Raw genomic sequence first — 24,743 nt, 5'->3', positions numbered from 1 at the left:
AACCCTCCCCAAGCTTATTTGGTTAAAAGCACGCGATGAACACCCTGGCTGCCTCCAGGAGCTGTACCTATATATAAATATCCATCATGGTTTACAGCCGTGGTTACCCCATAAAGCGAGCCTTCAGGATCATGCCAGCTTCCGATGAGTTTCCCCTGCGGATTAAGCTCCACAGCAAGCCCATGCTTCACAGGTGCGCTTGCACCGCTGAGCAGCGATTGAGGCAATTTGGCCATCATTCCAGCCAGCCACGGGCTTCCATGCATTTGATCTACAAAGGGAATACGTGTCGTGAAGAGACCGACCCAGAAATGGCCTTGATCATCACGCGTAATGTTATCCGGAAAACCGGCAAGATTATCCACAAAAATATCCGAAGTCCCCTTCTTCGGCCCTTTGAGCCAGTATCGGGTCAATTGGTAGTGATACGACTCTGCCACAAGCACAAAATCTTCGTCCGCAGACAAGGCAACCCCGTTCGCAAAATATAGGCCTTCCAACAGAACTGTCGTCTGCTTGGTCGCCGGGTCATATTTCAGCAAACGTCCATGTGGCTTGTTCTCGGCGATTTCTTTGAAGACTACACTGCCATAATTGGAGGTGTCAGAAAAATAAATAGTACCATCTTTGGCAATATCCAGCTCGTTGGCCAAATAGATCGGTGTGCCGTCGACTTGATTGGCCAACACCGTCACGTTTCCGGAAGGATCTACCGACAGTAGCCCCTTCTTAACATCCGTAACGATCAGATTTCCACTTGCATCAAACATAAGTCCATTGGGCGTTCCTTTGGTATCTGCATATAGCTGGGCCTTTTGCGGATTGCCCTTTGTATCAAAGGCAACCTTATAAATTTTCCCGTCGGAGTCTCCCGTATATAAATTTCCTTCCTTGTCAAAGGTGATAAATTCCGGAAACTTAGGGGCATCTGTAACAAGCTCGGCGGAGCTGAGTTTGTTGTTTTGTTGCCATGGACCCGCTTGTTCAAAAGAGGGGGCCGAAGGTGCAAGCCATTTTGCAGGCTGTACAGGGGAAGGGATGAGCATAAAAATAACCACTCCCAGAAGGATTACCGACAGCAGCGATAATCCGGTTCTGCGTACCCATTTACGCGGTTTCTTATTCTTTCTTCCTTGAGAATCTTTGACAGATAAATCAGGTTTACTGGGCATTAGAGTGCCTCCTATGTAATGTGAATAATATTTCAGCATTTTGCATAATTCAATTCCCAACGCTCGAAAGTACACTATATAGACGTACTAAACCGTTTCGATCTATATAGTGCTGATTTGAAATTGCTCTTGGGATTTATGCAAAATGCTCATTTATATTTGAACGACGATTTTACCGAAATACTGTTTTCCTTCAGCCAAAAGTGCGAAGGCTTCGCCGATTCGGCTGAGCGGGAATACCCGGTCGATGACAGGATGTAAACGATGGCGGGAAATGGCACGATTCATGTTTTCGAAATGTTCCCGGTTACCAACCTGGCTGCCGCGAATCGTCGCAGCCTTCTGCAAAATGCTGGTGACATCGAACTCAGGAATGGTCAAGCCCGATAAGAATCCGACCATGCTCACAGTCCCTCCAGTACGAAGTGCATTGATGGATTGCGCCATTGTTGCCGCTCCCCCTACATCCAGAACATGGTCGACTCCGCCGCCTGTCAGCTCCAGAGCTACCTTATCCCACTCTGGAACCTCCGAATAGTTGATTGTCTGCCATGCGCCGAGAGCCTTTGCCCGTTCCAGCTTGTCATTGCTGCTCGATGTGATAATTACCCTTGCTCCCGCCATCAGAGAAAATTGAAGCCCAAAGATGGAAACACCGCCTGTTCCTTGCAAGAGCACCGTATCCCCCGCTCGCAGCCCGCCGGATTCCATCAGCATGCTCCATGCGGTTAATGCCGCAATCGGCAAGGTGGAAGCCTCCTCCCAAGAAAGGTGATCCGGAATGGCGACGACCCCCTCTTCATGCAGAACGATATATTCAGCCGCCACTCCACTGAGCGGGCCTCCCAGACTGTCCTTTAAGACCTCCGCTCTCGTGCTCCCGCCAATGAATTTCTGTTGTAAATTTGCCGCTACCCTTTGTCCAACCTGAAATTTTGTCACCCCTTCGCCCACAGCTACAATTTCACCCGCTCCATCGGATAACGGAATGAAGGGAAATTGAATGCCGATCGGCATGACTCCGTTGATAACTACCAAATCACGGTAATTGAGGGACGCTGCCTTTATGCGGATCAGAACTTCCAGCCGTCCCGGCACCGGTGTGTCAAGTTCCATCAAGGTTAACTCTTCAAAGCCAAAACCGTTTTTCAGTTGCACTGCTTTCATTTTGGTTGTCCTCCCTGTAATGTTAAACCTTTTACCTAATATAGATACAGTGTATCACCAAGGAAACACCGTTTCTTATATAGTACACTGTATCCAATTCTCTTCAAAACGTCAATCTTTACTTTTTAAAAAAAACGGTCGTAAACTGCTTCCGGGCTTTTAACGTCCCTTACCAAGTAAAATTGGAGACTGGATGGCTTTGCTTGCCAGAGCTTGTTCAGGTGGGCAAGCATGACCAAAAAACGCGAGTTGCAGGGGTGAAATAACCTCTGCACTCGCGTTTTTTACATTAATGCTAATACGACAGCCTTATTTAAGCTCCAATTTTTATAAACTACATCTACTTAAATTTGTTCCTGACTATATTACGCTGCTAAGCATAAAATTGGAGGGCGGACCGGGCTCCGGCTTGCCAAACAAATAACCCTGAGCCAGTGACACACCTGCTTCACGACAAAATTCAAAATCCTCTATCTGCTCTACTCCTTCAGCCAACACTTGGCCTCCAAAACGAAAAGCCGATTCTACAATTCCTGTGATTTGCCGCTTCTGATTACTGTTACTATGACAGCCGTCAATTATGCTACGGTCAATTTTGACATAATCCGGCTGAAGGCAATTCATAAGCTCTGTCGTAGAATAGCCTGCCCCCACATCGTCCAGGGCAACTGAAACTCCTCGATTACGATACTGCTCAAAGATATGATGCAAAAAATTAAGGTCGTCTATCTCTTCCGTTTCTACGACCTCAAATACAAAATCCTTCGTACTCATGGATAACCGATTAATCGTCTCAAAGGTGTGATTCAAGCAATAAGCCGGATTATAAATGGTGGAAGGGAGAAAGTTAATAAAACGTTTAATCCCCGCCGGAAGGCATGTTGCACTTTTTTCAATAGCGGAAAAACGAGCCGAGCGATCCAGATGAGCATGCAAGCCAGCTTCACGGGCGATTTCAAACAGTCGGAAAGGCTGAAAAGGTCTCTCCGCATGTGACGGACGCAGCAAAAACTCAAACCCGATAATATCCAGCTTGTGGTCAACAATAGGCTGCATATGGCTGGAAAAACTTTGATCCTTAATAATACTCACGATATCCGGATGTTGCAGTCTGGCTTGCAATTGACTAAATAAAAGCCAGTCCTCATATCCTTCGACATGATGCAAGCCAGTCACCACAACTTGTATATGGTTCAAGTATTCCTGCGGCAGACGAGCCAGTTCGTTAACCAGCTGTTCCAACTCTGAACGGCTGTCATAGCGAAACTCTATGCCGCCCTCACGCTCATGTTGCTGCTTCATTTGTTCCGATAGCATACCCAAACCATCTAATGCTGGAGTAAGCGACACCCTGGAATACCTAATTCTAAGCAATCCTTGATCCTTTATAGGTAATATGATGCTGCAATTGCTGCATGTCATAATGGTCCTCCTCGGAACAATTTTCCGGTTTTTTCACCATTATATCACAAATAACTAGAACAAAAGTACTATATAATTACGTTTTTTTACAAAAAAGCAGCTTATTCTTAACGATAACTTAGGACTTAAGTACATATTCGACAAAAACAAAACCTTTTTACACTCATAATAATTCGGGGCCGTTTTTTTTGATATTAAAAAAAGCAGCAAATCTCTTGGTTAAAGAGACTTGCTGCTTCATTCTGATATTGAGTGAAAACTAAAATTCGAAGTTATTTGGACGCCTTTGGCTTTGTTGTTTTAGCTGGTTTAACAGCCGCCGGTTTGGTCGTTTTAACAGCTGGCTTTGCTGTTGCTTCCGCGGGAGCCACAGCTTCCTTTACAGGAGTCGTTGCTGCACTAGGCTTAGCGCCAGCTTTTAAGCTGTATTTGGCAAAACCGTCTGCCGCGCTGCTCAAGTATGAAATTTGTTGATTGCCTGCCAGCACGTCTTTGGCATCAGGAGAGGACTCGAAAGTAACCTTTGCCTGACCAAAAGGAGCAATAGACCAGTTGCCATCCGCCGATGGATTAATCGTTCCGTTCGTACGGATATAGTCAACAACGACTTGACGACTTTCATCCGGTGCTGCCATCACAATTCGTTTGCCATCTGGGTTGGCCAGTTTGGATGAGGAAGCACGATAGTTATTGGTGGCTACGATAAATTTCTGCGCAGGATCAATAGCCTTCCCATTGTATTGCAGATCCTTGATACGATGCGCTGAAGAATCAATAATAGTTCCCTTGGCATCATATCGTGCAGGCTGCGTTACATCAATCTGGTAATTCACACCGTCAATGACATCGAAATTGTAGGTTGGGAAATCTTTGTTGATCAGCGATTGCTCCTCAGTTTGCTTCGGATCAATACGGTTGAACTGACCCGCAGACCACTCCAGCCATTCCTGAATTTCAGCACCGGTCACTTCTACAGCATGAACCGTGTTCGGGTACACATACAGGTCGGACACGTTTTTAATCGCTACCGTACCTTCAGGAATATCAGTGTAATACTCGGCTCCGTTTCGACCGCCGGCCTTGAATGGAGCGCCTGCCGACAATACTGGAAGTTTTTCGTATTCAGTTCCTTTGAGATGGTTTTGAACATACCATTTCTGTGCATTCGTCACAATTTGAATGGAAGGGTCGTCCTGCACTAATGCAAAATAACTGGTAATTGGCGCCGTCGTTGTTCCTACAGGCTGGCGAATATAATCCAGCGTTCCTTGATGCTCTTCTTTGACCGCATCAATCAGTTTAAATTCAGGGATAAACTGCACAGTCTGATTAGTGGTGCTCACAACCGGACGCACTTGAGATTGAGAGTTAGTCACGTTCCACTCGCGATTTTTCTTTTCTAGGCTCAGGTCAATGATACCCAGATCCTTGCCCCATGAGGAAGCTTCCACGGCTGGTACCCCATTAATGGTTCCCTTATCCAGATCTACACCCTTCATATCTTTAAAATCAGGGCCAGGGAAAGATTTATGAGCATGCCCAAACAGAATAGCGTTAATTCCGTCCACCTGGCTCAAATACTTAACGGCATTCTCCATCAGTGGCGTTTGTGGCACATCCTCATAACCGGTATGCGCAAGCACGACAATAATGTCAGCACCTTCCGTCTTCATTTGAGGAATAAACTTTTTCGCCGTTTCCACAATATCCTTCGTAACGACTTTATCCTTCAAATTGGCTTCATCCCACTGCATAATTTGAGGTGTGACCAGACCGATCACACCCACTCTGAGTGTATGCTCTTCGCCCTTCTCGTCCGTTACTGTTTTATCAAGAATCTGATAAGGGGTAAAATAATTCTTAGTAGCTTGGCCCCCTTTATCAACATAAACGTTCGCATTTACATAAGGAAAATCAGCTCCCTTGAGCGATTTGTCCAGAAAGTCGAGACCGTAGTTGAATTCATGGTTGCCCACTGTAGCTGCATCATAGCCCATCAGGTTCATCATCTTGTAGACCGGATGGACACCGCCTTCTTTCTCAAAGGTTTTGTTGCGGGCCATATAATCGCCTAATGGGTTGCCCTGCAGCAAATCACCATTATCGAACAGCATACTGTTTCTTGTTTCACTACGTGCCTTCTGGATCAAGCTAGCTGTACTAACCAAGCCATACTCGTTGGTTTCTTTGTCCGAATAGTAATCGTAGTTCATCAGGGACGCATGGATATCCGTTGTTTCCATGATCCGCAAATTCACCGTAGCGCTATCACGAGAATCACTAGCTGCCCAGGATGGAGCGGCTGAAAACACCAGCATGCTACAAGCTACAACTGCTGCTGTAAACCCTTTAAACCAATTTTTACGTAATAACAAAATATACCCCTCCTCATTAAGGTGTATGCCTCATATACATACTTTTGCACATATATGTAAGCCTTGAACTCACCATTTCTATTTTAATCCAACGCCAGACAAAAGAGTAGTCATTTACTTAAAATTATTTATGAAAAAATAATTAATTTTCTCAAACATAAAAAAACCAGCAAACCTCCTGAAAAAATTGGAGATTTACTGGCTTATCCATTTATATTCGTATTATTTCTTCCACACCTGGCGCTCCGTTTGCTGACCCACATACTCAATGCGAGTCGGATTCACGTCCAGAATGACATAATCGGGATCGTCCGGTCCGGAAAACCACTCCTTCAAGGAGTCGTTCCACACTTGTTTGCGTAGCCCCTCATCAGCTGTAATTTGGACGGTAGCCTCCACTTCAACAACTTCCTTCGTACCGCCAACCTCATAACCCAGCAGCAGATAAGCATTCGGATTGTCCTTTAGCTCATCCACTTTATGCGTTTTGCGATCTGTCGCCAGATGAATGTTCATTCCATCGTTAAAAAGGGCCATATAGCGTACTTTCGGTTTGCCACCCTCTACCGTACCTAACGTACAAAATTTGTTGTTATCCAAAGCCTTCACAATGGCTTGTTCCAGTTGGTTGCGATCCAATGTTTCCGTTTTACCCACAGTACAACAACTCCTTTTCACGAATTAGAATTCTCTACGCCATGCCATTGGGCACCAGCCCATCTGAACCTACCTGCGCAGCTGTTCTGAAAATAACATGACCGGATCGAATCGGATTGATTCATACTCATTTTCAGATCAAAGCTCACAGTAAAAGTGTACCCTGTCGTTCGGCAAATGAACCGTTATCTCTCCCTTCATGCTGGACAGACCTGCATTCAAAGCATATAATCGTCGTAGTAAACCCGAATAAATGAACCCATTAAACCATACAATGCCAGGGGTGCTGGAATCGGCCGGCTGAGAGTGTGTCCCAAGACACTGACCCTTACAACCTGATCTGGGTAATGCCAGCGTAGGAATGCTTAAGCAAGATGTGCCTTTTTTACATAGGACCATCCCTTACTTTGGTATATACAAGCGCAAGCGTCCCGGAAACTCGGGGCGCTTTTTTTGTTGAGGATTAAGTTGTTGGAAAGATCGCGTCCGGCAGATGTTATTTTTATGAAAATGGGAAACTTAAGCTGTCTGATTGGATGGATAACGGGTAATCAAAAGGAGAGAACACTAACGATGAAGCGCATGAAAATATTAAGCCTGGGACTGATCAGTCTGTGGCTCTTGGCCCTGACCCTGACCGCTTGCGGTGGAAGTCCCCCTACATCCCAAGAAGCGGCTTCCGCTACCGACACTCAAACGTCTACTCCGGCAAAGGGGCTCAAAGATGTTAAAATCGTGCTCGACTGGACACCCAATACGAATCATACGGGACTCTATGTCGCCAAGGACAAAGGATTTTACGAAAAAGCAGGTTTGAATGTCCAAATTGTTCAACCTGGTTCAGGCGGAGCCGATCAAATGGTTGCTTCTAATGCTGCACCTTTTGGTATCAGCTACCAAGAAGGCGTCACACAGGCCCGCACGCAAGGTGTGCCGCTTGTATCCATCGCTGCGGTGATTCAGCATAATACCTCAGGCTTCGCAGCCCCGGTAGATCGCGGAATTAAGAGCCCGAAAGATTTTGAAGGTAAAAAATACGGCGGTTGGGGCTCTCCCGTAGAAGAAGCGGTCATGAAATCCATCATGGATTCAGACAAAGGCGATGTGAGCAAAGTGAAGATCGTCAACATGGGCAATGCAGACTATTTTACAGCCGTGAAGCGGGATATCGACTTTGCCTGGATTTTCTACGCATGGACCGGAATCGAGGCCCAACTTCGAGATGAGCCATTGGATATGCTGTATGTAAAAGATTATTCCAAAAGCCTCGACTACTATACGCCTGTAATTGTGAGCAACGAACAGACGATAAAAAATGATCCCGAGCTGGTCAAAGCGTTCATGGACGCTACCGCCCAAGGCTATGAATACACTATCGCCCATCCGGAAGAAGCCGCGGACATCTTAAGCAAAGCTGTACCGGAGCTGGATAAAAAACTGGTACTTGCCAGCCAAAAATGGCTAAGCCCACGTTATCAGGATGATGCCGCGCAATGGGGCGTGCAAAAAGCGGAGGTATGGCAAAACTATTCGGACTGGATGTACGAACGCAAGCTGCTCAGCAAGCCTTTGGAAGTCGATAAGGCCTTCACAAACGACTTCTTGCCCAAGCGCTGACCATTTGTTAAACCACTAAATAAGACTGAACTAGAGAAGTGAACGAAGCCCTACTACGCAGTCGGATGGTGCTTCCCATCGCCACCGCCCCGGATTTCTTAATAAAAACTTATGATTAGTGTAGAAATCCGGGGAGGTTATGCTTCCGAAGCGAGCTTTCCTACGGAAAGCTTTTAAAGCGAACGCTAACGCTTGTACAGCACCATTCCGCCCACTTCGTTCTCGTTCAACTTGGTTTATTCTTTAGTTTCATATTATCTAAGCGCTAAGTAGGTGCGCTTGTGTGTTAAAAATGCCGCACAAACCAGCTTTAAAAATAGGGTGCTTTTAAGGCGGGCAGCAGCGGAGCGGTTCATTTGAATCTGGAGAAGCGGAGCGTTCGCCTTTGCAGGGGAATTCTTACCTTTGAAAACTTAAATAATCCAAGAATCCCCCTGCAACAGCGATCGTAAGACCAAATGAAACGCGGAGCGGTCTCAAACGCCTTAAACCACCCTATTTTCTCTAAAACACTCCAAATGAAGGACAGGTGAATTTGCATGGCTAATACACTGCTCAGTATTCAAGTAATCCCTAAAACTCCTAATAACGAGGACTCTTACCCGTATGTAGATAAGGCGATTGAGGTCATTCAGCGCTCCGGTGTCAAACATCAGGTGAACCCATTGGATACGACCATGGAGGGCGAGCTCGACGAGTTGCTGAAAGTGGTTAAAGAAATGCATGAGGCTTTGACGGAAGCGGGCAGTCCCAGCGTCATTTCACAGATCAAAATCGCACATAACCCACAAGGCATCAGCATGAACAAGCTGACCGAGAAATATCGCCCATGAATCCGAAAGGCAAGAACGCATCCTGGTGGAAAAGCGTATGGCCGCCCCTTGTGGCGGTCCTCTTCTTTTTAGCAGCCTGGCAGGGGGCGGTTTCCTATTTACATATTGAATCCTGGCTACTGCCAGCTCCATCCCTCATCGTACAGGAGGGCATGGCCCAGACGGCGCTGCTTGGTGCCCATACATGGGCTACAATTCGCCTGACACTTGTGGGATTCGCTATAGGGACAGCAACGGGACTGTTGATCGCCATCGTTCTTCATACCATTCCTTTTCTCAAATCCGCCCTGTATCCGCTGCTTATCCTGAGCCAAAACATTCCGATCATCGCCCTGGGGCCGCTGCTCATGGTGTGGTTTGGTTTTGGCATGCTGCCCAAGCTGATGGTCATTACCTTAGTATGCTTTTTTCCCGTGGCTGTAGCGACCATGGACGGGCTGACACGGACGGACCGTATGATGATGAACTATATGCAGATGTCGGGTGCAGGTCGCATGGCTATTTTTATGAAGCTGGAGTTGCCACACTCGTTGCCGCAAGTATTCTCCGGCATCAAGATTGCTGCCACCTACAGTGTGATGGGCGCAATTATTGCCGAATGGATTGGTGCGAGCGAAGGAATCGGATATTATATGCTGCTGCAAAAATCGGCCTATCGCACGGACCTCATTTTTGCCGCCATCGGCATCATTGTCGCGCTCAGTTTACTGATGTTTGTCATCATAGTACTACTGGAAAAATGGCTGGTTCGCTGGAAACCGGATCAGGAATAGCTTCCTCCTTGAATTAAATACAGCAAAGAAAGGACGTGGCACATATGAGTCTGCATCCGACTGACTTATCATCACACAACGTTGCTAATGAACAACGAGCCGGGGACCAGCAGAGTCCTTCGACTGCCCCTTCTGCTCTGGAATTGGACGGGATCAGCCTCGCCTTCCGCGAAAAGCGAAGCTTACTGCCCGTGCTGCAGGATGTATCCCTCACAGTCAAGCCGGGAGAATTCGTTTCTCTCATCGGTCCGTCAGGCAGCGGAAAAAGTACGCTGTTTCACATCATCGGCGGGCTACTCAAACCACAGCAGGGACGTATCCGTATGCACGGACGAGACATGACTGGTGAACGTGGGCATATCAGCTATATGCCACAGCAGCCCGCCCTTTTCCCGTGGCGCACCACGCTGGATAATGTACTGCTTGGGCAGGAAAATGCTCCACGTAAAAATACAGCAGTCCCCCCTCAGTACGCCAGTGAACGCGAACGTCGCAAAGAAGCCCTGCAATGGCTCGAGCAGGTTGGACTAGGCAAATTCGCCAAGGCGTATCCACATACGCTGTCTGGTGGAATGCAACAGCGTGCAGCCTTTCTTCGCGCACTGCTCAGCCCGCAGGAATTAATGCTGCTGGATGAGCCGTTCAGCGCACTCGACGCGCTGACACGTGCAGATATGCAGCAATGGTTACTGCGGATGTGGGAGAAGAACCGCCGCTCTGTGCTGTTCATTACCCACAGCATTGAAGAAGCGCTGCTGCTCTCCGACCGCATTTATGTGCTGTCAGCGCGACCTGCTTCGGTGGTGCATGTCGTAGATGTCCCTTTTCCCCGCCCGCGTAGGGAAGAAATCACCCTCGATCCTCTCTTTATTGAATGGAAGCGAACCATGACCGGCTGGATGCGTGAGGAAAAGTACAAACTGGACGGCGACATGGACAATGCTCAGAGCGTTCACAAGAATATCCCGGAAGATGGATTGAATCGGCATGAGTGACGTAAAAGTTCGATGTGCATCGAAATGGAACAGCCAAACAAAGCTAGGCTTGGATTTGACCACAACAAGACCCGCTCCATTAATCGACGCGCACATTCATGTAGACAGCTACCCGCCCGAGCAACAGAAGCTATTGCTCGCTTCACTTGCTGATAGCAGCGTCCAAGCTGTGATAGCCGTGTCGATGCATCTGGACTCCGGCCGAGCCAATCTACGGTTAGCCGAGCGTTACCCTGGGCTAGTACGGCCAGCCTTTGGCTTTCATCCCGAACAGGCCCTTCCACCGCAAACTGAGCTTGACCTCTTGTTCGACTGGATGGACGAACATGTACAGCAGATGGTCGCCGTGGGTGAAGTCGGCTTACCCTATTACAATCGGCTAGAAGCCTCGCAGAGCGGAGCTCCTTTTGACCTCGCTCCCTACATAGTGCTACTGGAGCGTTTCATCCAGTTTGCAAGCAAGCATAGCAAGCCCATTGTCCTGCACGCCGTTTATGAAGACGCAGACATCGCCTGTGACCTTCTGGAACGTCACGGCGTCATGCAGGCGCATTTTCACTGGTTTAAAGGCTCTGCCGCCACGACCGAACGTATCGCCCGGAACGGCTATTATGTCTCCTTCACACCGGATCTCCTGTACGAAGAAGAGATCCGCAGTTTGGCAAGACAGTATCCGTCTGATCAGATCATGGCAGAGACAGACGGTCCCTGGCCGTTCGAGGGTCCTTTTACCGGACAACAGACACATCCCCGGATGACTGCCGACGTCATTCGCGCGTACAGCAAGCTGACCCAGCAAGATGAATCTGCCGTCCATCAATTATTTTATGAAAATACGAGACGCTTTTACTCACTATCTGATGGATAAAGATATACCAGCTGTTTACTGACTGGAAGGTTTACAACCACAACATGCAACCAAAGCAAAGAACCTCCTTATTTACGCGGAACTTCATCATACGTAAATAAGGAGGTTCTTGTATTTTCAAACGTATATAGCTCAAATGTACTTGTATTTTGCAGAGTTTTTTGTCGCTACTCAAATTTTATTGCTTCAGGAAACCCTTCTGTTCCAAAAATGGCTTCAACTGCAAGCGTGCTGGCTCGGTCAATCTTCCGGCCATTTGCTCAGACCATGGCGTAGAGCGTTGACCGCCCGTACGTTCCTTCAAATATTCCGCTGATGTGTGATCGTATACCTCTACAGCTTTCATCGTCTGATTTTTGTCGTAGCCGTTCATATGCAAAACACCGGACAGCGGAAGGCGTGGACGCAAGCCCGTTTCCTGATCCGGTACACCAATACACATACCGAATACTGGATACACCAGCTCTGGCAACCCTAACAACTCAGACACCTCTGCTATGTTAGTACGAATGCCGCCAATGTAGACGATGCCCAAGCCCAGTGATTCAGCGGCTACCGCTGCATTTTGTGCAGCTAACGCGGCATCAATGGTCGCAACCGTATAATTTTCAACGGACCCCTCATAGGAAGGCTGACCTGGCTGATGGTGGAGCGTGACCTGTTTCAAGCGATACAGGTCTGCGCACCATACCAAAAACGCAGGGCATTGCTCAACGTAAGCCTGCCCTCCTGCCAACTCCGCCAGTTTTGTTTTCAAAGAAGGCTCGGTAACGGCGATAACGGTATATGCCTGCACATTGCTGGACGAGGAAGCCATTTGGCCAGCTGCCACAATAGCTGCGAGCTGCTCGTCGGTAATGGGGTCTGACTTGAATTTTCGCACAGACCGGTGATTCATCAACAAGGAAATCGTATCATTCATGACTGCTTCACTCCTAATCCATAATATAAGCTCTTTATCTACTTCAAGCTGTGAGTATACGAAGAAGTTCTTGCATGCTTGCATGGCACTCCTACAAATATTATGGAACTTTCGCGAATGATAAGCAACCTGACGTAATGAAAGTTGATGGTTTTAAAAAACCAAACACAACAAAAAGCAAGCACGCAGAGAAACCAACCAATTGCGCGTACTTGCTCTATACTCTGATAATAACTTTATCTCGATACAGAAGTCCGACAGCACGCTATCCTGCCGATACATCCATACACCTACAGCTTTACTCGTTGGAGACGCAGCGCATTCAGCACAACTGAAACAGAGCTAAATGCCATGGCCGCTCCCGCCAACCATGGGGCAAGGAAGCCCAAAGCGGCTATCGGAATACCGATCACGTTATACCCGAGCGCCCAAAACAGATTTTGCCGTATGTTTGTCATGGTCCGGCGGCTCATTTCGATCGCGTCAGGAATGCTGTTCAGGTTGCCGCGCATGAGGGTAATATCCGCCGCCTCCATGGCCACATCCGTTCCCGTACCCATCGCCATCCCAATATTAGCAGTAGCCAGCGCAGGCGCATCGTTAATACCATCCCCAACCATAGCTACGATCATGCCCTGTTCCTGAAGTCGTTTCACTTCTTCAGCCTTTCCTTCAGGCAATACCTCCGCCAGCACTCGTTCAATTCCAGCCTCGGCGGCAACAGCCCGCGCAGTCCGTTCATTGTCACCCGTAATCATGATGACTTCAATGTTCATCGCGCGCAGACGGGCAACGGCCTCTCGTGACGTTTCTTTAATCGTATCCGCCACGGCCACCAGTCCAGCATAGGAACCATCCACAGCAACAAGCATCGCAGTTTTCCCTGCATTTTCCAGATCATTCATATACTGCTCAGCTAAGTCATCTATTGCGATGCCTTCCCTGCTCATCAATCGGCGTGTACCGGCCAATACCTGTTTACCTTCCACATGTGCCTTCACACCATAACCCGGAATATTTTCAAAATCTGTCGGTCCTACCAGCTCAATGCCTCGATCTGCAATCCCCTTTACAATGGCTTCCGCCAGCGGATGCTCCGAGCTTTTTTCTGCCGCACCGAGCAACCGCAGCAGATCCTTTTCAGCCATGCCGCTTGCTCCAACCATAACATCCGTCAGCTCGGGCTTGCCATTCGTAACTGTACCTGTCTTATCCAACACCACTGCGTTGACTGAACGGGTCATCTCCAAATGCTCGCCGCCCTTGAACAGAATACCATATTCAGCGGCACGTCCCGATCCTGCCATAATGGACGTTGGAGTTGCCAATCCGAGCGCACAAGGGCAAGCAATGACGAGAACTGCAATCATTTTCTCCAGTGAGCCTGCAAAATCAGTCGGCGTCACAAGGAAAAACCAGACGATAAAGGCCAACACAGCGATAGCAACAACAATGGGGACAAAAATACCGGAAATCTGATCCGCAATCCGCTGAATGGGAGCCTTGGAGCTTTGCGCATCTTCCACGACCTTAATAATACGGGACAACGCCGTATCACCACCCACACGCTCAGCCTGGATACGTAGAACCCCGTTTTTATTGAGCGTCGCCCCTGTAACTGCGGAACCAGCTTCTTTTTCAACCGGAAGACTCTCACCACTTAACATGGATTCGTCCACTGCCGAACGTCCGTCTACGACCACACCATCGACAGGAATTTTCTCGCCGGGTCGTACAATAAAGATATCCTTCACACGTACCTGTTCAATCGGAATATCAAGCTCTTGCCCATCACGTACTACACGTGCCGTTGTCGCCTGTAGACTCATCAGGCTCTTGATCGCCTCGGACGAACGCCCTTTGGCTACCGCTTCGAACCATTTACCAACCAAAATAAGCGTAATTAGCACCGCGCTTGTCTCGTAATACAACTCCGGCATGGTCATGACAGGCATTCCCGCCATCCCCTCCATAACATCAGCCGGACGCAGAGTAAGGTACAAGCTGTAAAAATAAGCCGCAGACGTACCTAGTGCAACTAACACATCCATATTCGAACTGCCGTTACGAAGCGCTTTGTACGCGCCCACATAAAACTGCCAACCAATGACGAACTGAATCGGCGTTGTCAGCACTAGTTGGAACCATGGATTCAAGAACAGTTCTGGCACATAAATCCATGATGTAAAGGAAAAATGAGCCACCATCGCCCACAACAACGGCAACGACAGCACTGCGGACACAATCCACTTCCATTTTTTACGATGGATATCCTTACTGCGGACATCCGCGATATTGTCCTCAGCGCTCTGCGGGATCGCTCCGTAGCCTAGCTGTTCAATTTTGCTCACCAGATCACCAACCGCAATACTCCCCGCGGCATATTCCACATGAGCGGTTTCCATCGCCAAATTTACCGTGGCACCTGTTACACCAGGCATCCGATTCAATCCCTTTTCAATCCGGGTTGCACAGGCCGCGCAAGTCATGCCCGTTACATTCAGATTGGCTTCTTCACTTACAGTTCCAAACCCAAGAGAAGCAATTTTGTCGCGGAATTCAGCGATCTCCACCTGCTTGGGATCATAGGATATCGACGCCTGCTCCAAAGCCAAATTCACATTAGCCTGTGCCACACCATCTATTCGATTTAAACCTTTCTCAATACGGCTTGCGCAGGCGGCACAGGACATCCCTGTAATGTGAAGCGTTGCCTGCTTGTCACCGTCGGTCGCACGGTTTTCCATGGTATAACCCTCCTCCTATACCCCAGTGGGGTATATCATATCCAAAAAGAAAAAGCTTCTAATACGGAAGCTTCTCCTTCGAAACAAGTCTTTTCACACATAAAACACCTTCATTACTTAAACAACATCATAGCCTTGGTCTTCAATGGCTGTTTTCAGCGCTTCAACGTTCAGCTTGGACTCGTCATATTCTACATTCACTTGTTTTGTTTCGAGGCTGACCTTGCCGGTAGCGCCAACTTTCTCCAATGCTCCTTCTACTGCCTTCACGCAATGATTGCAGCTCATGCCTTCTACATTCAATGTAACTTGTGCCATTTTCTTTTCCTCCTCTGGGGTACTTCCGTACCCATAATGTGTATGAATACTACTCTTAACGGATTAGCTTTTTGACCGTAACCAGCAGCTCGTCAATCACTTCCTGCTCTCCTGCCTGCATGCGCTCAATGACACAGCTTTTCATATGCCCTTCCAGCAGCAGCTTACCGACACCATTCAGCGCGGACTGGACAGCCGCAATCTGGTTCAGTACATCGTCACAGTAGGTATCCTTCTCAATCAAGCCTTTAATTCCGCGAACCTGACCTTCAATACGGTTCAACCGGGATACGAGGCTGTTCTTGAACTCTGCCGAATGATGACTTTTTCTAATTGTCTTTTCCCCGTCTGTTCCACAGTGATTCTCATGGACTTCAGTGTGGGAAGCAGATTGCTCCTCAGCCATACATCAGCCTCCTGTGTGGTGTATATATGCATTTAAACATTTGTTATATCCCCATCATAATATACCCCCACGGGGTATGTCAACATTCCAGGAAAATGTCACTTTTTCGCCTTGATTTTCGCCACTGTTTCTACTCAAGCGAATTAAATTGATCAAAATAAGGCTGTAGCAACTCTAACTGTTCCTCATAATCTTTTCTATCCCTCTCAGATAAACGATCTGGATATAGTACACCTTTGGCCCCTGTAATGCGGGGTACATACTCGTAGAACTTCGTGAACAGTACACGAAACTTTACAAATTCATCCTCAGTCAGAACCTTTTTCGCATAGTCCAGCTCGACCTGTAAATCGATGCCTGCGTGGGCCTTTGCATCTAATGTGCCCGTAATGGCAGAATCACCGCCATCTTTTTTACCATCGTCCGTTTGGGTTAGCGCTTTCCCCTGATTCAACTTGTCATAATACGGCTCCAGCTTGGCAGATATATGATCGTATTCACGCTGTTCCTCTGCGCTTAAGCGCTCCTTGTGGAGTGCGCCGTTTTCATCCGTCATTTTCAGATTATAGGCCCCGAGTTCTCTCAATAACCCTATAAAAACAGTGAACTCCTCTTTCGTTAAATGCCCCTGCACCTGCTGCAACTTGGATTCTACTCTATTATATTCCTCTGGCGATCCTCCCATTTCAATTAGCTTTTCCTGTGAACCATATATTGTATCCGCCAAATAAGTGTAAGTAGCAAAAGCACCTGTTGGAATTAGTAATAACACTACGAGAAGAGTTATCACAATATACCTTTTCATAGATTTAGGTCCTCCTTTTTCAAGCCGTTCAATTTGACCCATAATGTTTTCTTTTAATTCAGCCGGAGCCAATATGTGGTCATCATCCTGCTGCATCACCCTACGTAGTTCTTGCTCAAGCTTCATGGATCTTCTCCACCTTTCCGATTAGAAAATGTTCCTGCTGCTCTTTCGATCGAAGCTTTTGCAAAGCCGCGTGAATTCGTGATTTCACCGTGCCTAACGGTATCTCTAAAATATTGGAGATTTCCTCTTGGGAATATTCCTGCAAATAGTGCAACACAATTACCTGTTTAAGCTTGAACGAAAGCTGCTGAACTGCTTGGAGCAATACATGATTTGCAACCTTGTCCACAATTTCCTCAGAAAAATCATGAGATGTATGAAGTTCGAGCCTTTTTGCTTTGCTTGTGATTCGTAGCCTCATCCATTGTTTTCTACGGTAAGCCCGGATCTGACGCATAACGACCCCCATTAGCCAAGGATGAAAAGGACGTCTTTCGTCAAATTGCCCAAGTGATTTATATACATGAATATAAATTTCCTGCACCACATCATCAGCATCCACTTTCTCTTCCAACAAAAAATGCACCGTTCTATAGACTGTATGAATTGTTTGATCATACAGTTCTCTGTAAGCCTCACGACTGCCAGCCAGCGTCTCCGTAACAAGAGCAACCATCAAATCATTCTTTATCAAATTTGCCCGCCTCCTTGCGTTGTCCAATCCTGATCTCCCCCTTTCTTTCATCTCACATCTATATATTTGGCAGGAAACCAAAATATCGTTCGATTCTGTCTCAACATCAGGAAAATAGTCTCCGCATAATCATTCTTTAGCAGGACTACTCTTTTGGTAATATATTGATATAATATTAAAGTTGCAATTCCCATTTGTCTTGTATATATACAAACGAGCAATAATAACAAATCATACGTCGAAGGAGCTTATTAGAAGTCAATGAAAATAAAGATTACACCCTTGTTACGGCTTATCCAAGGCCTGTTGTGGTTTAAAATCCTTGTAATCATTATCGCAGGATGTGTATTTATTTCAGCCCAACCGACAGGTGGGGAGTCTCGGTTAATCCATATGGCCTCCCGCACGCTATCCATCACACCTCCACTTGAAGGTTCTACCGCTCATATGGTCGGATTTGTATTCGGAAAATTGCTCTTTCGATTACTTCCTACAATAATGATCTTGCTGTTTATTGCGACAAAAAAGTATAAACTCACCCTTACTTTACTGCTTTTCGTATCCATTTTTGGTTTGAACATCAACGGAATAGACCCTTTCTTTCCCGTTCATATCTGCATGCTTATTTCAATTCTGGTTCACAAACCATCTCGTATGTACTTAAAACAGATACCTCTGCCCGCAAAGGAAGCCGAAGATATCTCGATTGCAAAACGGTAAAAAACTCCCCTGGACTGAAATGGTTCACGTATCAGTCCAGGGGAGTTTTTTAGTTCAATTCGCCTAATTTCAAGCCTTCGCGCGTGTTTCCTTAGCAAGTACGGCAAAGCTTATTAGCGCACCAACCTCGGCTATAGCTATAACGACCGCCATGGGTACGGGGGTTGTTCCACTCCCCAAGCCTACTAGCGGTGAAGCGATGGAACCCAGCAATAGAGGCAACAAACCAAGCATAGCGGACGCACTGCCTGCGGAGCGCTGCTGACTCTGCATTGCCAATGAAGTCGTCGTTGTACTTACAATCCCTACGCAGGAAACGACAAAAAACAGAGGAACTAAAACAGCAAACAATTGACCTCCAGTAAAGGCTACAGTAAGCAAGCTGATTCCGGCTACAGCCGCAATGACCAGACCCGACAAGAGTAACTGTCGTTCGCTGAAGCGACCCACAAGTCTACCCGTTAACTGGGAAAACAGTACAATCCCCAAACCATTCACTGCAAAAATGATGCTATACGTCTGAGGGGAAACCCCGAAAATATCCTGAAGCACGAATGGTGAGCCAGCGATATACGCGAACATCGCTCCCGTAATCAGCGCCTGTGAGAAGGCATAGCCCATAAAGCGTCGATCGGCAAACAGATGACCGAGTGTTCCTAGCGTCTGCTTCAAGCCACCGGATGAGCGGCGGTTCGTTGGCAACGTTTCTGGCAAACCCAACACGACGGCAATCAGCATAGCCACGCCCACTACACAAAGCACCATGAATACACCACGCCAGGAAACAAAGTTCAATATGACACCGCCCAGTACCGGTGCAGCAATGGGGGCCACGCCGTTCACCAGCATGAGCAGTGAGAAAAAGCGTGTCAACTCTTTGCCCGAGTAAAGATCACGGGCTACAGCTCTGGAAATTACGATCCCCGCCGAGCCCGTAAGCCCTTGAATAAAGCGAAGCGCAATGAGCATACCGATATTCGGCGCAAACACGCATAACAGCGAAGCAGCAGCGTACAGAATGAGCGAGATCACCAGCGGTCCTCTGCGACCTCTCACATCGCTAAGAGGACCAGCAACGATCTGGCCAACGGCCAGTCCCAACAGACAGGCGGTCAAACTAAGCTGCGCCAATGAAGTAGTCGTATGCAAATTGTCGGCTAATGTAGGCAGCGACGGCAAATACATATCTATGGACAACGGCCCGAAAGCACTCAATGCACCCAGGACAAAGGCGATCCATAATATTCGCGATTTGGTCATATCTGCGGCAACCATAACAGTATTGGATAACCGGTTCATAATAATAATCATCCTTTTCACAAAAATATAAATAATTACTTCAATACATCATGATATCACTCATTTCGTCTGGCTTCGAATAATTACACGCTAATCCGCAATTTTTTTTCAAAACTGCTATATATCAGGCAGGAATTTACCAATTTCAGGTCGAATTATACGGTAACCAAAACAAAAATTTGTGGAATCTGGAGAATGATAATGGTCTATGATGGAGTGCTACTGGGTCTCATTGTAGGTCTGTTCAGAGGAGGCTGGCGGCAAGGTCTGATCCGTTTCAGTCAAATTCGCCTTATAGCCGGCTGGATGTTCCCTGTGCTGCTGCTGGTACAATTCATTATTTTTTATGCCCAGGAAAAGTGGGCTTGGCTGGCAGCCATTAACGGGTATCTATTTATGGGAGTCTACGTGGTTGGATTGATATTTCTCTGGTTGAACAGACATCATAAGGGATTCAAACTTATTATAATGGGCGTATTGATGAATTTTATCGTTATGGCGGTGAATGGCGGCAGGATGCCGGTCTCGTTGAGCGCTTCGGAGGTGCTGGGTCCCTATTATACAGATATGCTTAAATCCGGAAGTGTCATCTCAAAACATTACATGATGGATGCGAGCACCCGTCTATCATTGCTTGGTGACATTATTCCTCTCTCCAAGCCCTATCCCCGCACGCAGGTAATTAGTATTGGGGATGTTGTTATGAACTTCGGGATGTTCCTGTTTATCCAAAGCATTATGGTCGTGAAGAGAACTAAGGATAAGCAGCAAGAAACCAATCCCCGCCACGCCTAGTGCACACCTTATTCCAAGGAAGGGAGGGAACCCTATGAAAAACTTGAAATACTCCCGTGTCATTATCAATGCTATTATCGTGGCTTCTGTCATAATTGCTTTGACTTCCGGTTACAAAATCGGGGGCTAGTCACCGATAAGAAAAAAAGGAAGCACAGGCTCAACAAAACAGGCTGGATTCCGGCCTGTTTTTTCATGTGAAATTTTCGATTACAAAATTGTAAATTATCCCATTCACCCCTGGTAGCTTTGACATCAAGATACGACAAGGCAGGAGAAGAAATGATGAGTATAATAAAAAAGCTGCAAGAACGGGTTACCGCGACGGGAATATACGTGTTTTCCATATGTATGGTAGGCGTGATCGTCCTCCTGTATACGAACCAATGGTCCTTTTTGCACTATACGACAACAGAGTGGGTCACGATCTATTCCCTATTGGGAGCCGTTCTGATTCTGGAGCATTTTACATTCCAGCTACCCCCAGCCAGTAACAAGCAGTCCATGGATTCCTCCGTGTATCTGGCTTGTATTTTTGTGCATGGTACCGAAATTGCCATCCTGATTTTGCTGTTAAATGTAATCATCGCTATGTTCCGGCACACTGAGTTGTCATGGTGGAAGCATACCGTCAATTTTTCCATTTACGCCCTTTCCATTTTCCTGTCTTCAACAGTATTTGAACTAAGCGGCGGAACGCAGGGAGCTTTAAACCAAGAGCATTTCGCTTCCTACCTGCTGGCGTTAATTTGCTACTTTGCGGTGAACACCATCACACTGGGTATCTACTTTTATAGTGCATACAAAGGGTCCTTCAATGAGCTTAAACAGGCTTTTTTGGCTGAATCCCTGCTCGTATACTTATGTACACTCATTCTGTCTTTGGTATTGACTACGCTGATTTATTACAACGGCATTTTAGGACTTTTGCTGTTCCTTGGGCTAAGCATGCTCCTGTCTCACGCATTCAAGCAAATGTTCACGCTGTATCGGGAAATCGAAGAAAAAGCGAACATGGATCGCAGAACAGGGCTATACAATCACAGCTACTTTGAAAATACACTTGAAGCTGAATTAAATATATCGAGATCCGAGAATACTCCCCTCAGTCTGGCGCTGATTGATATTGATGATTTCAAAAAATACAATGATCATTTCGGTCATCTTAAAGGCGATCAGCTACTGGGATTTCTCGGTGAGTTTCTTAAGAAGGAAACCTCCGACACCCCCATCACCGTATCCCGCTACGGTGGAGAAGAATTCACCCTGCTTATGCCTGATCATACCGCTGAACAAGCTTATGAAATAGTCAATGCTATTCGAAAAAGATTAAATGATTCTCGTTATGAGGGTGTCGAAATTTTTCCACATGGCTGTCTGTCCTTCTCCGCAGGTATTGCCCAAAGCCGCATTGACATCTACGACAAATCACAGCTGGTCGATCTAGCGGATAAAGCCCTGTACTACGCCAAGAAACAGGGCAAAAACATCGTTCATACGCATGGAAGCTTAAATGAAGTGGAGCGTGAGGTGGATCTGGGGCAGGATATTCGTGATCTTGAGCAGCAGCTTAATTTGTTCTTATACAAGGATATTAATACCTTCAAGCATTCAAAACGGGTGTTCAGATATGCAGCAGACATGAGCGATGTGCTTCAACTCGGACCGGAGGATAAGCGGCGTTTCATACTAGGAGCTCTCATTCATGACATTGGTAAACTGGAGATTCCCTGGAATATCCTCAATAAAAAAGAGAAGCTGTCCGGTGAGGAATGGCAGATGGTGCAAGCGCATGTCATGTGGGGCAAGCGTATTGTAGAAGCCAACGAACGATTCGTAGATTTGATTCCTTTTGTGGAGCTGCATCATGAACGTTATGACGGAGGAGGCTATCCGTTTGGCTTTAAGGGCGAGCAAATTCCACTTTTATGTCGGATGCTGACGATCATCGACTCTTTTGATGCGATGACAACCGAGCGTCCCTATCAACCCACCAAAACGTTCGAGGAGGCCATTGAAGAATTACGTGCTTGCTCGGGTAGCCAATTCGATCCCAAACTAACGGCTACTTTTATCCATTATATTCAACATAAGCAACCTGCTTTCACGGATCTCATGGAAACAGGGCTCTAATTCCTTCATAGGCTCTTCCTCTTTGCCCCTAGTGTGGTTGAAATCGTCCTGAATTCAACCACACTAGGGGCTTTCATATGATTGACATTTTGTATAATGCTTATTATTTCAAATTTCATATAAATGTCATAATTCGCTCCATCTATTCGCGCTATATGCACTATGATTAAGATAGGAATGGATTTGTCCGTCAGGCAAAATCCTCCTGTATAAAATGTTATAAATGGGGATATCCTCGCTTCAAGTAATCGAGAGAAGGTGACTTCACAAGCATGTTGTATCTGTCCAGACCAGCCCGTGTGGCTTGTCTTTTATTGCTGTGTCTCCCCCTTCTGGTCCTGTTTCCTCACTCTTCGTGGGCTCATGCATTTGTCATTGAATCCAGTCCGACCGAAAATCAGGTTTTGGACAAGTCGCCTTCTCAGGTGACCATTACCTTCAATGAAGATTTGCAATCTGCCTTCATGTCGATCAAAGTGACCGACGAAACAGGCAAGCGGGTCGACACAGGAAAAGCACAGCTTGACCCGAATCACAAAGCCACCATGGAAATCCAATTGATCCCAGGGATGAAAAATGGAATTTACTCTGTTAGTTGGAGAGCTTTATCCGCAGACGGACATCCAGTTAATGGAGTTATTCCATTTCAAGTAGGCAGCGGTTCCAATGCGCCTACCCATCAAGCTACCGCACCTGAAGGCTCAGGGACATCACGAATCGACTTAATCGCTGTCCGTTGGTTTCTTTACATAGGACTATCGCTGCTTTTTGGAGCGATTTGTTTCCGGCTGTTCATCTTACCGAGCATAAGCCAAGACAAGAATCAAAGTGAACAGCATAAGCAAAATCAGCGGCCCTTTGAAACATCGCCCCGCTGGAATAAACTGCTATGGAGCGGCTACGGCATAACGTCTGCCGCCATTCTGATCAGCCTGCCACTTCAGGCTTCATGGGATGCCGGGGTTTCCATCAGGGAGGGCTTCTCACTCCCGATTCTGGGAGAAGCTCTCCAGTTTACTGGAGCCGGACAAATTTGGTTTATCCAGATGATTCTCGTGCTACTCCTAAGCGTAACGCTGATTTACGCGCTGGATTACAGCATTTCGAGTCGCCAGCGCCGTCTTTGGGGCTACAGCTCGGCTCTCCTAACGCTATGCCTCATGCTGTCCAAGGCCTTTGTCGGTCACCCGGCAGCGGCTACCCATCCAGCTCCAGCCATTGCGGCGGACTTCGTCCATCTCGCGGCAGCAGCCTTTTGGATCGGCTCACTTGCCGTCATGGTCGTGTGCCTGCCGGTTGCCGGAGCAGAGTTGCCCGTATCCGAGCGGGCAACTCTACGACAAGCCGCCTTGCGCCGCTTCGCCGGCTGGGGCATTGCTATGGTGGCGGCGTTACTCGCCACCGGTATATATGGAGCCGTGCTGTACATTCCGGCTCCCTCCATGCTGCTGAACACGTCCTATGGACTCGTTCTGCTCGGCAAGGCAGCGCTGCTGCTAGTCATGCTGGCCTTCGCGGCCAGCCAGTTCCGCAGCGCACGGCAAGCGGCGCCCAGCAAGCAAGCCGCCCGGGGATTGCGTGCCGAGTTGTCCGTCGGCCTGCTCGTGATGCTGTTGACTGCGGTGCTCACTCACCTGTCACCCGGTCAGGCACCTGCTGTACCGTTTGAGGAGACTCGCACTACGGGTGGATATAACGTTACCCTGGCAGTCAGTCCCAATGCTGTGGGCAGCAATGAATTTAAGGTATCCGTTCAGGACAGCAAGGGTGCTGCCGTTTCAGGAATCCAGCAGGTTACATTAACGCTCACTCCAGCAGACCCTGACCAAGATCAACAGGAATTTGTTCTACCTGTGAAGCAGCAACAGCCATTCCGCAGTCAGGAATTGATGACCTCCGAAGGAACATGGGCGGTAAAGGTACATGCTCTGACGGCTTCACTCGATGCGGTTGATGCTGAATTCACCCTGCATGTAGGCGGTAAAAAATAATTATTTTATACTTCAGGATTTTGTGAAA

The 24,743-nt window shown here is 47.3% G+C and carries 21 protein-coding genes and 1 riboswitch; of the genes, 9 read left to right on the top strand and 12 right to left on the bottom strand.

Annotation, left to right across the window (positions count from 1 at the left end):
• Window positions 1–14 precede the first annotated feature (14 nt).
• From MKY98_RS02165 to MKY98_RS02145, 5 genes are all read right to left on the bottom strand, one after another.
• The gene (locus MKY98_RS02165; RefSeq protein ID WP_069010761.1) at window positions 15–1,172 is read right to left on the bottom strand and encodes an SMP-30/gluconolactonase/LRE family protein; all 1,158 of its coding nucleotides are present in this window, start codon (window positions 1,170–1,172) and stop codon (window positions 15–17) included.
• A gap of 153 nt (window positions 1,173–1,325) precedes the next feature.
• Window positions 1,326–2,339 (bottom strand): zinc-dependent alcohol dehydrogenase family protein, encoded by a 1,014-nt coding sequence (locus MKY98_RS02160; RefSeq protein WP_069010760.1) that lies wholly within the window; start codon window positions 2,337–2,339, stop codon window positions 1,326–1,328.
• A gap of 360 nt (window positions 2,340–2,699) precedes the next feature.
• A complete protein-coding gene (locus tag MKY98_RS02155; protein ID WP_069010759.1) occupies window positions 2,700–3,761 on the bottom strand; it encodes an EAL domain-containing protein in 1,062 nt (353 codons plus the stop codon).
• Between the two features lie 272 nt (window positions 3,762–4,033).
• A complete protein-coding gene (locus MKY98_RS02150; protein ID WP_069010758.1) occupies window positions 4,034–6,136 on the bottom strand; it encodes a bifunctional 2',3'-cyclic-nucleotide 2'-phosphodiesterase/3'-nucleotidase in 2,103 nt (700 codons plus the stop codon).
• A 222-nt stretch (window positions 6,137–6,358) separates the two neighbouring features.
• Window positions 6,359–6,793 carry a pyridoxamine 5'-phosphate oxidase family protein gene (locus MKY98_RS02145; RefSeq protein ID WP_039270290.1) on the bottom strand — a complete coding sequence of 145 codons (435 nt, stop codon included), beginning with the start codon at window positions 6,791–6,793 and terminating at the stop codon, window positions 6,359–6,361.
• A 269-nt stretch (window positions 6,794–7,062) separates the two neighbouring features.
• A riboswitch (TPP riboswitch) is annotated at window positions 7,063–7,172 on the top strand.
• Between the two features lie 194 nt (window positions 7,173–7,366).
• Here MKY98_RS02145 and MKY98_RS02140 point away from each other — a divergent pair.
• The 5 genes from MKY98_RS02140 to MKY98_RS02120 all read left to right on the top strand — a co-directional run bounded on the left by MKY98_RS02140 (window position 7,367) and on the right by MKY98_RS02120 (window position 11,879).
• Window positions 7,367–8,410 (top strand): ABC transporter substrate-binding protein, encoded by a 1,044-nt coding sequence (locus MKY98_RS02140; RefSeq protein WP_069010757.1) that lies wholly within the window; start codon window positions 7,367–7,369, stop codon window positions 8,408–8,410.
• 539 nt (window positions 8,411–8,949) lie between these two features.
• Window positions 8,950–9,243, top strand: coding sequence for an MTH1187 family thiamine-binding protein (locus MKY98_RS02135; protein WP_016818835.1), 294 nt, complete (start codon window positions 8,950–8,952; stop codon window positions 9,241–9,243).
• Window positions 9,240–10,016, top strand: a complete 777-nt coding sequence (locus tag MKY98_RS02130; protein ID WP_029514693.1) for an ABC transporter permease — start codon at window positions 9,240–9,242, stop codon at window positions 10,014–10,016. Before MKY98_RS02135 ends, MKY98_RS02130 begins: the two co-directional genes overlap by 4 nt.
• A gap of 44 nt (window positions 10,017–10,060) precedes the next feature.
• A complete protein-coding gene (locus MKY98_RS02125) occupies window positions 10,061–11,011 on the top strand; it encodes an ABC transporter ATP-binding protein (protein ID WP_069010756.1) in 951 nt (316 codons plus the stop codon).
• A 55-nt stretch (window positions 11,012–11,066) separates the two neighbouring features.
• On the top strand, window positions 11,067–11,879 hold the full coding sequence (locus tag MKY98_RS02120) for a TatD family hydrolase (protein WP_069010961.1): 813 nt from the start codon (window positions 11,067–11,069) through the stop codon (window positions 11,877–11,879).
• Window positions 11,880–12,057: 178 nt separating this feature from the next.
• Here the strand turns inward: MKY98_RS02120 and nfsA are convergent, their stop codons facing one another.
• The 6 genes from nfsA to MKY98_RS02090 form a co-directional block, all read right to left on the bottom strand.
• On the bottom strand, window positions 12,058–12,801 hold the full coding sequence (gene nfsA, locus MKY98_RS02115) for an oxygen-insensitive NADPH nitroreductase (RefSeq protein WP_029514690.1): 744 nt from the start codon (window positions 12,799–12,801) through the stop codon (window positions 12,058–12,060).
• 290 nt (window positions 12,802–13,091) lie between these two features.
• Window positions 13,092–15,548, bottom strand: coding sequence for a heavy metal translocating P-type ATPase (locus MKY98_RS02110; protein WP_069010755.1), 2,457 nt, complete (start codon window positions 15,546–15,548; stop codon window positions 13,092–13,094).
• Window positions 15,549–15,665: 117 nt separating this feature from the next.
• Window positions 15,666–15,866, bottom strand: a complete 201-nt coding sequence (locus MKY98_RS02105; protein WP_013308457.1) for a copper ion binding protein — start codon at window positions 15,864–15,866, stop codon at window positions 15,666–15,668.
• Between the two features lie 55 nt (window positions 15,867–15,921).
• Window positions 15,922–16,272: a metal-sensitive transcriptional regulator gene (locus tag MKY98_RS02100; protein ID WP_029514687.1), complete on the bottom strand. Its 351-nt coding sequence runs from the start codon at window positions 16,270–16,272 to the stop codon at window positions 15,922–15,924.
• 130 nt (window positions 16,273–16,402) lie between these two features.
• Window positions 16,403–17,203, bottom strand: coding sequence for a DUF3600 domain-containing protein (locus MKY98_RS02095; protein ID WP_069010754.1), 801 nt, complete (start codon window positions 17,201–17,203; stop codon window positions 16,403–16,405).
• On the bottom strand, window positions 17,193–17,774 hold the full coding sequence (locus MKY98_RS02090; RefSeq protein ID WP_238794844.1) for a sigma-70 family RNA polymerase sigma factor: 582 nt from the start codon (window positions 17,772–17,774) through the stop codon (window positions 17,193–17,195). The genes MKY98_RS02095 and MKY98_RS02090 overlap by 11 nt, the downstream gene beginning before the upstream one ends.
• 264 nt (window positions 17,775–18,038) lie before the next feature.
• On the opposite strand from MKY98_RS02090, the gene MKY98_RS02085 reads away from it, so the two are divergent.
• A complete protein-coding gene (locus MKY98_RS02085) occupies window positions 18,039–18,497 on the top strand; it encodes a hypothetical protein (protein WP_069010752.1) in 459 nt (152 codons plus the stop codon).
• Window positions 18,498–18,566: 69 nt separating this feature from the next.
• Here MKY98_RS02085 and MKY98_RS02080 read toward each other — a convergent pair whose 3' ends face one another.
• Window positions 18,567–19,796: a multidrug effflux MFS transporter gene (locus MKY98_RS02080; protein ID WP_069010751.1), complete on the bottom strand. Its 1,230-nt coding sequence runs from the start codon at window positions 19,794–19,796 to the stop codon at window positions 18,567–18,569.
• Between the two features lie 201 nt (window positions 19,797–19,997).
• Here MKY98_RS02080 and MKY98_RS02075 point away from each other — a divergent pair, with 201 nt between their 5' ends.
• The 3 genes from MKY98_RS02075 to MKY98_RS02065 all read left to right on the top strand — a co-directional run bounded on the left by MKY98_RS02075 (window position 19,998) and on the right by MKY98_RS02065 (window position 24,715).
• A complete protein-coding gene (locus MKY98_RS02075; RefSeq protein ID WP_069010750.1) occupies window positions 19,998–20,591 on the top strand; it encodes a DUF5317 domain-containing protein in 594 nt (197 codons plus the stop codon).
• A gap of 282 nt (window positions 20,592–20,873) precedes the next feature.
• A complete protein-coding gene (locus tag MKY98_RS02070) occupies window positions 20,874–22,724 on the top strand; it encodes a bifunctional diguanylate cyclase/phosphohydrolase (protein WP_069010749.1) in 1,851 nt (616 codons plus the stop codon).
• A gap of 272 nt (window positions 22,725–22,996) precedes the next feature.
• Window positions 22,997–24,715 (top strand): copper resistance CopC/CopD family protein, encoded by a 1,719-nt coding sequence (locus tag MKY98_RS02065; protein ID WP_069010748.1) that lies wholly within the window; start codon window positions 22,997–22,999, stop codon window positions 24,713–24,715.
• Window positions 24,716–24,743 lie beyond the last annotated feature (28 nt).

Source organism: Paenibacillus sp. FSL M8-0228 (assembly GCF_038007385.1).
Classification (GTDB): domain Bacteria; phylum Bacillota; class Bacilli; order Paenibacillales; family Paenibacillaceae; genus Paenibacillus; species Paenibacillus polymyxa_D.
The sequence above is the reverse complement of the archived record's forward strand: the minus strand, read 5'-3'. Positions and strand labels throughout refer to the sequence as shown.

What these genes read in the sequence shown, in the direction of transcription:
- MKY98_RS02080 (WP_069010751.1), bottom strand. Translation starts at nt 19,796, where the DNA reads ATGAACCGGTTATCCAATACTGTTATGGTTGCCGCAGATATGACCAAA.
- MKY98_RS02110 (WP_069010755.1), bottom strand. Translation starts at nt 15,548, where the DNA reads ATGGAAAACCGTGCGACCGACGGTGACAAGCAGGCAACGCTTCACATT.
- MKY98_RS02130 (WP_029514693.1), top strand. Translation starts at nt 9,240, where the DNA reads ATGAATCCGAAAGGCAAGAACGCATCCTGGTGGAAAAGCGTATGGCCG.
- MKY98_RS02165 (WP_069010761.1), bottom strand. Translation starts at nt 1,172, where the DNA reads ATGCCCAGTAAACCTGATTTATCTGTCAAAGATTCTCAAGGAAGAAAG.
- MKY98_RS02095 (WP_069010754.1), bottom strand. Translation starts at nt 17,203, where the DNA reads ATGAAGCTTGAGCAAGAACTACGTAGGGTGATGCAGCAGGATGATGAC.
- MKY98_RS02140 (WP_069010757.1), top strand. Translation starts at nt 7,367, where the DNA reads ATGAAGCGCATGAAAATATTAAGCCTGGGACTGATCAGTCTGTGGCTC.
- MKY98_RS02160 (WP_069010760.1), bottom strand. Translation starts at nt 2,339, where the DNA reads ATGAAAGCAGTGCAACTGAAAAACGGTTTTGGCTTTGAAGAGTTAACC.
- MKY98_RS02085 (WP_069010752.1), top strand. Translation starts at nt 18,039, where the DNA reads ATGAAAATAAAGATTACACCCTTGTTACGGCTTATCCAAGGCCTGTTG.
- MKY98_RS02105 (WP_013308457.1), bottom strand. Translation starts at nt 15,866, where the DNA reads ATGGCACAAGTTACATTGAATGTAGAAGGCATGAGCTGCAATCATTGC.
- nfsA (WP_029514690.1), bottom strand. Translation starts at nt 12,801, where the DNA reads ATGAATGATACGATTTCCTTGTTGATGAATCACCGGTCTGTGCGAAAA.
- MKY98_RS02070 (WP_069010749.1), top strand. Translation starts at nt 20,874, where the DNA reads ATGATGAGTATAATAAAAAAGCTGCAAGAACGGGTTACCGCGACGGGA.
- MKY98_RS02155 (WP_069010759.1), bottom strand. Translation starts at nt 3,761, where the DNA reads ATGACATGCAGCAATTGCAGCATCATATTACCTATAAAGGATCAAGGA.
- MKY98_RS02100 (WP_029514687.1), bottom strand. Translation starts at nt 16,272, where the DNA reads ATGGCTGAGGAGCAATCTGCTTCCCACACTGAAGTCCATGAGAATCAC.
- MKY98_RS02065 (WP_069010748.1), top strand. Translation starts at nt 22,997, where the DNA reads ATGTTGTATCTGTCCAGACCAGCCCGTGTGGCTTGTCTTTTATTGCTG.
- MKY98_RS02135 (WP_016818835.1), top strand. Translation starts at nt 8,950, where the DNA reads ATGGCTAATACACTGCTCAGTATTCAAGTAATCCCTAAAACTCCTAAT.
- MKY98_RS02075 (WP_069010750.1), top strand. Translation starts at nt 19,998, where the DNA reads ATGGTCTATGATGGAGTGCTACTGGGTCTCATTGTAGGTCTGTTCAGA.
- MKY98_RS02125 (WP_069010756.1), top strand. Translation starts at nt 10,061, where the DNA reads ATGAGTCTGCATCCGACTGACTTATCATCACACAACGTTGCTAATGAA.